Consider the following 10,977-nt stretch of genomic DNA (forward strand, 5'->3'; position numbering starts at 1 on the left):
TGGCCGCGCGGGCGACAACTGGCACGTGACCTACAATTTGGAGCACTCCAACCGCAGCGCGCTGTGGGGCATGGACAGGTCCTACCAGGATTCCGTGGCCGATGCGGGCTACGGCGCCTGGGGTCCGGCCTCGCGCATGTTCGGCTACCAGTACGATGCCGCCGGCGCGATCGCCCTGTCGGCCACCGACGCCAACGGCCGCTACATCACGCCGCCCGCCGGCACCTGCGACAAGTTCACCAACTCGCGCCTGACCCAATCGCACTCGGTGACCACCAACGGCACCCAGGTCACCGGCGTCACCGACAACGGCTTCTACTGCGCGCAGCCGGCGCTGTTCCAGAACTGGGTGCTGACCCCGGGCAGCATCAGCAACAGCGGCTATCTGGCGGGCGAGTACGACTTCCAGAACGGTCTGCAGTTCTACGGCTCGGCCGCGCTGTACCAGACCGTGGGCATCTCCAACACGCAGCTCAACGTGTTCAGCGCCGGCCCGTTCTACGACCAGACCACCGGGCAGACGGTCAACCAGGTGATCCGCCAGCTGACCCAGAAAGAGATCGGCGTCAGCGCCAACACCTACGACCGCGAGCGCAACTGGAACCTGCAGGCCGGCCTGCGCGGCACCGTGTTCGACGGCCGTTTCAACTGGGACCTCAACCTCAACACGCAGAAGTACATCGTCCGCGAGGCGTTCACCGGCTACAACGCGCAGGCCACCAACACCTTCTTCCTCGGCCAGCAGCAGGGCACCACCGCCGACGGCCTGCCGATCTACGCATTCAACTGGCAGCAGTTCTGGAACCCGATCACCCCGCAGCAGTACGACCAGTTCGCGGTGACCGGCGTCAACACCGCGTCGTCCTGGCTCGACCAGGCGCAGCTGCGCGTCAACGGCGACCTGTTCAAGCTGCCCTGGGCCGATCGGTCGGTGGGCTGGGCCGCGGTGCTCGAAGCTGCACACAACGGCTTCAAGCTGTCGCCCGACCCGCGTGCGGCGGATCCGTCCACGTTCCAGAACCCGTTCGGCGCCTACCTCACCGGTGCCGGCACCCGGCAGCGTTTCTCGCTGGGCACGGAGTTCCGCGTGCCGGTGCTGGAGTCGGTGACCTGGACGCTGTCCGGCCGCCTGGACAAGTACAACGACGCCAGCCGTGCCGACATCGCCCGCACCTGGGGCTCGGGCCTGGAGTGGCGTCCGTACGACGGTCTGCTGCTGCGCGGCAGCTACGGCACCAACTTCAAGGCGCCGGACATGCAGGCCATCTACCTGACCGGTTCGACCTCGCCGGTGGGCTTCTACGCCGACCCGCTGCAGTGCGTGAACGCGATCAAGGCCGGGCAGAACAACAACACCTGGTGCAACAGCGTGCAGCGCCCCGGGTCGCAGTACTACACGCTCTACACCAACGGCAGCCGCCTGCTGCTGCCGCAGACCGGACACTCCTGGACCTACGGGTTCGTCTGGCAGGTGCCGGGCGTGCAGGGGCTGTCGGTGTCGGCCGACTACTGGAACATGGGCGTGGACAACGCCATCCAGTACCTCGGCCAGGACACCGTGCTCGCCGACGAAGCCGGCTGCCTGACCGGGCTGAAGCCGAACGGGACGTCGGGCCTGTCGCCGTACACGGCGCACGTGGCCGGATCGGAGTATTGCCGGATGGTCACCCAGATGGTGAAGCGCGACGCCAACGGCCAGATCGTGTCGGTGCAATCGGGCCCGATCAACGAAGCCTCGCTGTACGTGGCCGGCGTCGATGCGACGCTGGACTACAAGTTCCACACCGACGGCTACGGCGACTTCCGCGCCGGCATCAACTACACCAACAACCTGTCGTACAAGCAGCGCGTGCTGGCCTCCGATCCGTTGCAGAACACCCGCTATCAGAACGTGGCCAGCCGCATGACCTGGATCGCCGACTGGACCAAGGGCCGCTGGAACGTGTCGATCTCCGGCGTGCGCAATGGCCGCATGCGTGCCCCCAACTACGCCGGCTGCGACGTGCTGCCCAACGGCATCCAGCCCGGCATGGTCACGGTGTCCAATGGCGGCAACACGGTGTCCACCGGCGTCTGCCAGGTCACCCAGGACGGCAACCAGGTGACCGTGCCGGATACGACCTATCGGGGCCACGCGCCGGCGTGGATCACCTGGAACGGCTCGGTCGGCCTGCAGGTCACGCCGGACCTGCATGCGAAGCTCACCGTGTCGAACATCTTCGACAAGGTCGGTGCGATTCCGTATTACGCCGGCGGCTTCGAGTTCGTCACCACCGGGCAGACCGCGAGCGAGTACAACGGCCGGGAAATGTTCCTGACCCTGGACTACACGTTCAACTGAGCGGTCAGCTGATCGTCGGCGGGCTTCGCGGGAAGCGGAGCCCGCCGGATCTTCATGGGCCTGGCGTTGCCTCGTGTCAGCTCTCGTCGCAGCGCGCGCTGTCCAAGCGTACGCGCGCCACGTGATCTCACCTGACGCCTTGCGCTTCGTTATGCGCTCGATCGTCGTGCAACAGCCTCTCCCGCTTGCGCAGGAGAGGCATTCGCAGGAGAGGCACTACAACCGAAGAGGCGGCCCTGAGCTGCGCTCAGCGGCGCCGGTTCGACGGCACGAACTTGTACAGCTTGTTGACCCCGGTGCCGAAGTTGAAGCGGCTGTAGCCCGCACCCCAGTACACCGCACCATCGACGATCGCCGGTGCGCTGGACACCGAGCCGCCGGCATCGAAGCTCCACAGCGTGGCGCCGGTCTTGGCATCGAGCACGGTCATCGCGCCGGACATCGAGCCGGCATAGACCAGGCCCGGCGACGACGCCAGCGGGCCGCGGCCGCCGGCGCCGAACGCGGTCTGCACCGGATCGGTGCCCGGCACCTTGACCTGCCAGAGGATCTTGCCGCTGGCCGCATCCAGCGCGGCCCAGGAGCCGGCGTTCCAGGTCTCGGTGTTGCCCGGCGCCAGCGTGTACGCGGTGTGCTCGTTGTTGTTGATGGCCACGTACACGCGACCGGAGAACGGATCCACCGACGAGCCCCACTCGATGCCGCCGGCGGTGCCGCCCGGGCCGACCTGGGTCGACCACACGGTCTGCCCGGTGTCGGCGTCGAAGGCCCAGTACACGCCGCTCTTCTGTCCGGCACCGACCAGCGCCTGCGGCTTGCCGTTGCGGATCGCCGTGAACAGGTTGGCGCCGCCGCCGCTGAAGTCGTAGTCCGGCCCCTGCGGGTCCTGGCACAGGCCATTGGTCGGCGCGACCAGGCACGACAGCGACCAGGCGTCGGCGCCCTGCAGGCGGCGCGTCCACACCGGCTTGCCGCTGCGCATGTCCAGCGCCAGCACCGAGTCGACGTAGTTGTCCGGCGCCATGCACGCCAGTTGCGCGGTCTTGTCGCCGTTGGCGTTCTTGACGCAGCTGGCGACCTCGGTCGGCACCGAGTAGTTGTTGCCGGTGGTGGCGTAGACGCGCTGGCGCAGCGGATCGATCGCCAGCGTGCCCCACACCGAGGCACCGGTGTAGCCCTCCGGCGTGGTGCGGAAGCTCCACAGCAGCTTGCCGGTCTTCAGGTCCAGCGCGGCGACGCTGCCGCGGAAGGAATACTTGTAGCCGGCGCTCAGGCCGCCCCAGTCGCCGGAGGACACGCCGACGTAGACGCGGTCGCCGTAGATCACCGGCGAGGCGGTGATGCGCGCCTGCGGGTTGGATTCGACCAGGGTCTTCCACAGCAGCTTGCCGGTGGCCTTGTCGATCGCCAGCACCGTGCCGCTGGCCTGGTCGCCGACCAGCACGCTGTCGCGCGCGATCGCCGGGCTGTTGCGCGACAGCGAACCGGCGATGCCGGTGTAGTCGGCCAGCTTCACCTGCCACACCGCCTTGCCCAGGTCGGTGTCGATGCGATACAGCTGGCCGCCCCAGTCCGGCACGTACAGCGCCGTGCCCTGCACGGTCGGCGTGGCCGAGACGTCGCCCTGGGTGGTGAAGGTCCACGCGGTCTTCAGGCGCGTGGCGTTGAACGGAGTGATCTGCCATTCGCCGGGCGCGAAGCGGGTGTTGAGGAAGCCGCCGCCGGCACTGTCCCAGAGGCTGTGCGTGGCGAACGGCGTGCCGCCGGAGAACGTGCTGCGCCATTGTGCGCTGGCGGCGCTGGTGTCGGTCGTCGCCGCTGCGGTGCCTGCGGACTGCGCCATCGCCATTGCGCTGAACATCAAGCCGGGAATCAACGCCAGCCGCAGGCGGGAGTGGTTCTGGTGTGCATCACGCGTTTTCATGGATGTCCTTCGGGCTTGGGAGTGAGGATCCCCCCGTCACGTCCGCGGCCATCCTAGAAGTGAAAATCCTTGCGTGTCATGTACTTACGAAAAAGTTAGGGCCTTTGCAAAAGGTTGCTGCGATAGCGAAAAACGATGGCGGCGGCATCGCGTTGTCATCGTGCCGGCACGCGCGTGACGCATGTCGTCGCAGGCTGCGATGGCCGTCGCGGCCGCGTGTTGCCGCGCATCGACACGGCGCGGCAGATTGCGTCCGCGTGGCGCGTGGCGATATGCGCCATCGATCCCTTGTGCCGGATTCGCCGCGTGAGCGCGGGCTGAATCGCGGTGCAGTCCGACGTGCCCGCAGTGCGCTGCGGCGACGCCGCATGGGCGGTGCGAGCGGTTGGTTACACTGTGCGATCACCGTTGTCCGCACAAGGAATGCCTCGATGAAATGCCCCTCGCTGTTGTCCCTCGCCATCGCGCTGTGCGCCACGGCCGCCGGCGCCGTGCAGGCGGCAACGCCCGTGTCCACCGCGGCGCTGGAGGGCAAGGTCGATGCGCTGTACACGCGGGCGCCGGACACGCTCAAGCCCGATGAAGTGAAGGCGATGCAGCAACGCCTGCTGGACTGGGCGCAACTGCAGCGCTATCGCGCCGACAATGCCGCGCTGCCGGCGCCGGCCGCGGACGCGCCGCGCGTGGTGTTCTACGGCGACTCCATCACCGACGCCTGGGGCCGTCGCGAAGGCACCACGTTCTTCCCCGGCAAGTCCGCCTACGTCAATCGTGGCATTTCCGGGCAGACCACCGCGCAGATGCTGGTGCGCTTCCGCCAGGACGTGATCGACCTGAAGCCGGCGGTGGTGGTGATCCTGGCCGGCACCAACGATCTGGCCGGCAACACCGGCCTGTCCACCCTGGAGATGATCGAGGACAACTTGCGCTCGATGACCGAACTGGCCCAAGCCCACCACATCAAGGTGGTGCTGGCCTCGGTGCTGCCGGTGACCGACTATCCGTGGCGCCCGGGCCTGCAGCCGGCGCAGAAGGTGCGTGCGCTCAATGCCTGGATGCAGCAGTACGCGCAGCAGCACGACGCGGTGTACCTGGACTACTACAGCAAGCTGAGCAACCGCGACGGCGGCATGGACAAGACCGTGGCCATCGATGGTGTGCACCCCAACAACGCCGGCTATGCGGTGATGGCACCATTGGCCGAGCAGGCGATCCAGCGCGCGCTGGCAAAGCCCTGAGTCACTGCGCGCGCTCCTAGCCCCTCTCCCCCCGGGAGAGGGGTTGGGGTGAGGGTACGGCCGCTGACAACAATGATCGCCGCAGCGCCCGCCGCTCCTCAGAACCGCTCACCCTCCGGCAGGTAACGCCACTCGCCCGGCGCCAGCTTGCCCAGCGGAATGCGGCCGATGCGCAGGCGGCGCAGGCCGGTCACTTCCAGCCCGACCTGCGCGCACATGTCGTGCAACTGGCCAGGCTGCACGTGCTTGATCGCGAAGCGCAGGCGCTGTTCGCTCTGCCAGCTGACCTTGCACGGCGGCAGCGTGCGCTGGCCATGGCGCAGGCCGTGCGCGAGCCGATGCAGGCCATAGGGCTGCAACGTGCCACTCACCTCCACCACGAACTCCTGCTCCAGCGTGGCCGCATCCTCGCTCAGCCGCCGCAGCACGCGGCGGTCCTGGCTCAGCACCAGCAGCCCGCTGGCCTCCGTCTCCAGCGGCAGCGGCATGCTCAGGCGCAGGAAATGGCGCTTGAGCACACGCATGTCGCTGGCATCCAGCGCGCTGCGGTTGCCGGGCGTCGCCAATGCCATCGCATCCTCGGCGCGCATCCCGGCCGGCTTGTGCAGCAGCAGCGTGACCGCCTGCGCCGGGCCGAGTTGCGCGTCGGGCGCCAGCGTCACCTGCTGGGTGGTGATCGGTGTCTGCGGTTCCTCGACCACCACCCCGTCCACGCTGACCCAGCCGCCCTCGATGTACTGCTGCGCCTCGCCGCGCGAACACGGCAGCAGGGCGGCGAGATGCTTGTCGAGACGGACGGGGCTGGACATCGGGGCTGTGGTGATCGGTGGGGGCGCAGTGTACGGGCGCCGGGCGGCGGCCGCACGCGATGGCATCTCAGCGCTCGGCCAGTTCCAACTGGGTCAGGTACAGACGCAGGTCGAACTCCAACTGGTGGTAGTCCGGCGTCATGTGTGCGCACAGCTGGTAGAAGGCCTTGTTGTGCGCGCTTTCCTTCAGGTGCGCCAGTTCGTGGGCCACGATCATCGGCAGGAACGCCGCCGGCGCGTCGCGGAACACGCCGGCGATGCGGATCTCGCGGCTGGCCTTGAGCTTGCCGCCCTGCACCCGCGACACCGTGGTGTGGGTGCCCAGCGCGTGCTTCACCGCCTGCAGGCGGTTGTCGTAGATCACCTTGTGCAGCGGCTCGGCGCTGCGCATGCAACGGTCCTTCAGCGCCTGCGTGTAGTCGTACAACTGGCGATCGGTGCGCACCGTGTTGGCCTCGGGGTAGCGGCGGCGCAGCCAGTCGCCCAGGCGCTGGCGCGCGATCAGTTCGCGCACCTGGTCCAGGACCTGGGGTGGGTAGCCGACGAGGTAGCGCAGGGTGTCCATCCCGCCACCTTAGCCTGCCGCGCGCGGCGGGGCATCCGCCGTGGGCGGCCTTCGCGGGCGGGCACCGGTGCTGCGGGTATCATGCGGCTCCCGAATCCGAGTCCATGGACGCTTCCGATGCGCAATCCCCTGCAGGAGCAATTGCTCAAGGCCGGCCTGGTGAAGAAGAGCCAGGTGGCGCAGGTCGCGCGCGAGCAGGCCAAGGCGCGCCAGGGCAAGACCCCGCCGCCGCCCAGTGCCGAGCAGCTGGAGAGCGAGCGGTTGCGGCAGGAGCGGGTGGAGCGCGATCGTGCGCTGTCCGCCGAGCGCAATGCGCAGGCGCGTGCGCAGGAGCAGCGCGTGCAGGCACGGCAACTGGTCGAAAGCCACAAGCTCAAGGCCGACGGCGAAATCGACTACCACTTCACCGATGCCGGCAAGATCCAGCGGCTGCGGGTGGATGCGATGCTGCGCGCGCAACTGATCGCCGGCAGTGTGGCGATCGCGCGGCTGGATGCCGGCTATGTGCCGGTGCCGCGCGCCGTCGTGGAGAAGATCGTCGCGCGCGATCCGGCGACCATCGTGTTCGATGCGCTGGCGGCAACGCCGGCCAGCGGCGAGGACGATCCGTACTACAGCCAGTTCAAGGTCCCGGACGACCTGATCTGGTGAGGCGGGACGCCGGGCGGCGCTGCATGAACGTCTCGGCGAGGTGAAGCCGGCGTGCATTGCATTCGCCGGTGCCGGCCGCATCATCCAGGCAAGGCAACAGTGCGGAGACGACCATGGCCACTGGGTGGGCAGGCGACGGCGCGGTGCAGGACCAGATCGATGCGACCGTCGAGGATGCGATCAAGCGGGCGCGCAGCCAACTTCCGCAGGGGCCAGGGCTGAGCCACTGCGAGGACTGCGATGCGCCGATTCCCGAGGCGCGGCGCAAGGCCGTGCCGGGTGTGCGCCTGTGCGTGGCCTGCCAGGACGCGCAGGACCGCGCGCAGCACGAGCACAGCGGCTACAACCGCCGCGGCAGCAAGGACAGCCAGCTGCGTTGACGCGCAGCCGGCGCGGTCGGGTCAAGGCTTGGGCTGCGCGTGCAGCGCGATGTTGAGCTGATCGACCACGATCGCCCAGTCGGCGTCTTCCAGGCGCTCCTCGCGCAGCAGTTGCGCCTGCGCGGGCGTCCAGAACGGTGCTTCTTCCAGGCGCATGCCATCGGGCAGCGGCGCATGCTGGGCGATGAACTGGCGAATCTCGCCTTCGCTGTTGGGCAGGCCAAGTTGGGCGAAGAGGTCGGCGAACGGATGAATGACGGGTTCCATGCAGTACCTGGTCGGGAAAGGGGAGATCGCCGCGCAAGGCGGCTGGCATCGACCATAGCGGCTGCGTCATGTGGATGGCGTCAGCGTCGGCGTGGGTGGCGTGCGGCGCTCAGCCCAGCCCGGATGGAACCGGATGGCCGCGCCAGCGGCGCGTGCTGCGCTGGAAAAACAGGCTGTTGGGGATCTGCAGCACGCTCTCGCCGTCGCCGTCGCGTTCCTCGCGCAGCGTGGTGTAGATCAGGTTGATGTCGATCACTTGGCCCTTCAGTCCCGGCTTTTCGCCGTTCTCCAGCAATTCGATGTGGTCGTGCAGGCGGAACGGGCGCGTGGTGAAGATCAACAGCGTGCAGAAGATGTTGGACAGCACGCTCCAGGCGGCGAAGAACGCCACCGCCGCGACCGCGGCGAAGCCGGTGAAGGCGGTCCACAGCACGGTGCCGGAGACGCCGAAGCGGTCCAGGATCAGCAGCAGCGCCGCCGCGTAGATCACGAAGCCGCTGCCGCGGCGCGCCATCATCACCAGTTCCGGCGGCAGCGCGTAGTGCTCGCCCAGGCGCCGGATCAACCGTCGCAGCAAGGTCCGCAGCAACCAGGCGCCGAGCACGATCAGCACGATCTGCGCGCCGGGCACGATCACGTCGAGCCAGCGGTGCGTCCACGGCGGCAGCAGGGTATGGAGCGAGGGCATTGCACTTCGGAACACGCAGGGGAGGCGCGATGGTCGCAAGCGTGGCCGCCGCGGGCAAGTCGTGCTGGCGTGCGCTGCGGCGGTGGGCGTCTCAACCGGCGCGTTCCAGCGCCTCCCACTGCGCTTCGGTGACGTCCGGCAAGGCTTCCAGCGCCGGCTTGGCGAACAGATAGCCCTGGTAGAGGTCGATGCCCAGCGCGCGCAGTGCACGGTACTCGGCAGGCGTCTCCACGCCCTCGGCGAGGATGCGGCAGCCCAGTGGCGCGGCCATCGCGACGATGCCGCCGACGATGTGGCGGCGCGCGGCGCTGCCGTCGATGCCGCGGATCAGCGCCATGTCCAGCTTGATCAGGTGCGGCTGGAAATCGGCGAGCAGGTTGAGGCCGGAGTGGCCGGCGCCGAAGTCGTCGATCGCGGTGAGGAAGCCGCGCTGCGCGTAGTCGAGCAGGATGCGCACGACCTTGGGCAGGTCGGCGATGCGTTCGGACTCGCTCAACTCGAAGATCAGGTCGCCGGTGGGCACGCCGAAGTGCTCGGCCGCCCTCAGGGTCAGGCGGATGCAGGTCGCCGGTTCGTACACCGCATTGGGAATGAAGTTGATCGACAGGCGCGTGCGCAGGCCCAGCTGCGCGGCAGTGGCGATCGCCTGCACCCGGCAGGTCTGGTCGAAGCGGTACATCTGCTGCGGGCGCACCCGCGCCAGCACCGCCGCCGCGCCGCTGCCGTCCTCGCCGCGCACCAGCGCCTCGTAGGCGTAGATGGAGCGGGTGGCGGCATCGACGATCGGCTGGAACGCCATGCGCACGGCGAAATCCAGCGGCTCGCCATCGCGACAGTTGCCGCAGGCGGGCTGGCCGAGTTCGGCGGACAGGGAGCGCAGGAGCATGCCGAAACGAGACCGTGGAAGAGATCGCAGTATGCGCTTTTAGCGTGAAGACGGTGCCGTGCTTGCGCGCTGGCGCCGGAGCTCCGAGGACGCCGTGTTGGGCCTGGCCGTGTGGTCGTCGGCGCCAACCGGAGGCGCCGTCGTCGCGTGCCAGGCGCCGCGTCCTCGCGCGGCGTGGACCGGCGTCCATGTCCGGCCGTGTCCTGCCGCAGGTGCGCGCGATGACGGCGGGATGCGCGGGCGCTAGCCCGCGTCGGCGACGTCGACCTTCTTCAGCACGCGGGTGGTGCCGAGCACCTCGACGCGGCCGCCGGCCTGGTGGAACGCGGCCAGGTCGGCCTCGATGCGCTCGCGGCTGAGGCCCTTTTGCGCCTTGTCCGCGGCGCTGGCGCCGCGTGTGTTCCGTGCGCTGGGCGAAGCGGTGGTGCTGGTCGGTCGTGCCATGCTGGAACTCCTGCAGTCAGTACATCGTCAGGGGAATGCCACGGGTCAGTTGCTCGTGGTGGGTACGGCGGATCTCGCGGCAGTACGGGCCGGCCATCGCGAACTTGCGGCAGACCGCCGGGCGCTGCGCGTAGATGGAGCAACACATGCGCGCGCCATCCACCGCCACGCACCAGCCGTCCTCGTCGCGCGCCATCACGTGCAGGCCCTCGCGTGTGTACTCGGTGAGATGCTCGGGCACGTGGTCGTCCGGCATCACCAGGACGGTCAGGCGGCAGCAGATCGCGTCGCAGCGGTCGCAGGCGATGTCAGCGTCGGTCGCGTCCCGCGCGCTCTCGCTCATGCGTCGCCGCCCCGATCCGGACCTGTCGGCCGGGGAGGCGGCTGAAGCGGCGACGCCAGGCGCTCGATCTGGAGCGTGGCAGGGGCGGGGGACATGGCGCTCCGAAGGATCCGGCCGGCAAAGGACGGAGGTTGGCGCGAGAAGGAAGCGAGTCGGGCGACAGGAACGGCCGGACGAGACGCGCGTAGCGACGTGACGCTGAAGCGTGCCGCCATGCTACGCCAGTCGTGCGCCCGCTGCATGAACAATGCGGGCCGCAGGCGGCGCGCCGGCCGCGAGCGACCGGTCGGGGAGGGGCCGCCGACGCCTGTGCTGCGTCAGTCCTGCGCGGCGGCCAGCGCCAGGCCCTGCACCACGCCGAACGAGGGGTCGCCGTGGACCAGACGCGCTTGCGGGAACGCCGCAGCGACCAGGCGCTGCAGGTAGCCGGCGCGCGACATG

At 68.9% G+C, this 10,977-nt stretch carries 12 protein-coding genes; 4 read left to right on the forward strand and 8 right to left on the reverse strand.

Translation table 11 applies throughout. From position 1 onward, the window contains the following. On the forward strand, window positions 1-2,341 hold a 2,341-nt coding region (locus tag D180_RS21370; protein WP_017914379.1), incomplete at its 5' end, for a TonB-dependent receptor. Window positions 2,342-2,588: 247 nt separating this feature from the next. Here the strand turns inward: D180_RS21370 and D180_RS21375 are convergent. Further along, entirely contained in the window at window positions 2,589-4,190 is a 1,602-nt protein-coding gene (locus D180_RS21375; protein ID WP_017914380.1) for a PQQ-binding-like beta-propeller repeat protein, read from the reverse strand. Window positions 4,191-4,696: 506 nt separating this feature from the next. On the opposite strand from D180_RS21375, the gene D180_RS21380 reads away from it, so the two are divergent. Then, window positions 4,697-5,503 (forward strand): SGNH/GDSL hydrolase family protein, encoded by an 807-nt coding sequence (locus tag D180_RS21380; protein WP_017914381.1) that lies wholly within the window; start codon window positions 4,697-4,699, stop codon window positions 5,501-5,503. Window positions 5,504-5,601: 98 nt separating this feature from the next. Here the strand turns inward: D180_RS21380 and D180_RS21385 are convergent, their stop codons facing one another. After that, complete coding sequence (locus D180_RS21385; protein WP_017914382.1) at window positions 5,602-6,312, reverse strand: rRNA pseudouridine synthase; 711 nt, start codon at window positions 6,310-6,312, stop codon at window positions 5,602-5,604. Between the two features lie 67 nt (window positions 6,313-6,379). Beyond that, window positions 6,380-6,877 (reverse strand): M48 family metallopeptidase, encoded by a 498-nt coding sequence (locus tag D180_RS21390; protein WP_017914383.1) that lies wholly within the window; start codon window positions 6,875-6,877, stop codon window positions 6,380-6,382. Window positions 6,878-6,994: 117 nt separating this feature from the next. Here D180_RS21390 and D180_RS21395 point away from each other — a divergent pair, with 117 nt between their 5' ends. Both D180_RS21395 and D180_RS21400 read left to right on the forward strand, forming a co-directional pair. Next, entirely contained in the window at window positions 6,995-7,528 is a 534-nt protein-coding gene (locus D180_RS21395) for a DUF2058 domain-containing protein (RefSeq protein ID WP_017914384.1), read from the forward strand. A gap of 113 nt (window positions 7,529-7,641) precedes the next feature. Continuing rightward, on the forward strand, window positions 7,642-7,908 hold the full coding sequence (locus D180_RS21400) for a DksA/TraR family C4-type zinc finger protein (protein ID WP_010342319.1): 267 nt from the start codon (window positions 7,642-7,644) through the stop codon (window positions 7,906-7,908). A gap of 21 nt (window positions 7,909-7,929) precedes the next feature. Here the strand turns inward: D180_RS21400 and D180_RS21405 are convergent, their stop codons facing one another. From D180_RS21405 to D180_RS21425, 5 genes are all read right to left on the reverse strand, one after another. Further along, window positions 7,930-8,175 (reverse strand): DUF2789 domain-containing protein, encoded by a 246-nt coding sequence (locus D180_RS21405; protein ID WP_017914385.1) that lies wholly within the window; start codon window positions 8,173-8,175, stop codon window positions 7,930-7,932. A gap of 109 nt (window positions 8,176-8,284) precedes the next feature. Further along, a complete protein-coding gene (locus tag D180_RS21410) occupies window positions 8,285-8,863 on the reverse strand; it encodes a mechanosensitive ion channel domain-containing protein (RefSeq protein WP_017908232.1) in 579 nt (192 codons plus the stop codon). Window positions 8,864-8,954: 91 nt separating this feature from the next. Next, complete coding sequence (locus D180_RS21415; protein ID WP_017914386.1) at window positions 8,955-9,749, reverse strand: EAL domain-containing protein; 795 nt, start codon at window positions 9,747-9,749, stop codon at window positions 8,955-8,957. Window positions 9,750-9,992: 243 nt separating this feature from the next. Then, on the reverse strand, window positions 9,993-10,193 hold the full coding sequence (locus tag D180_RS21420; RefSeq protein ID WP_017908234.1) for a hypothetical protein: 201 nt from the start codon (window positions 10,191-10,193) through the stop codon (window positions 9,993-9,995). Window positions 10,194-10,209: 16 nt separating this feature from the next. Beyond that, the gene (locus D180_RS21425; protein WP_017908235.1) at window positions 10,210-10,536 is read right to left on the reverse strand and encodes a YkgJ family cysteine cluster protein; all 327 of its coding nucleotides are present in this window, start codon (window positions 10,534-10,536) and stop codon (window positions 10,210-10,212) included. Between the last annotated feature and the right edge of the window lie 441 nt (window positions 10,537-10,977).

Origin of the sequence: Xanthomonas sp. SHU 166 (assembly GCF_000364685.1) — a bacterium.
Classification (GTDB): domain Bacteria; phylum Pseudomonadota; class Gammaproteobacteria; order Xanthomonadales; family Xanthomonadaceae; genus Xanthomonas_A; species Xanthomonas_A sontii.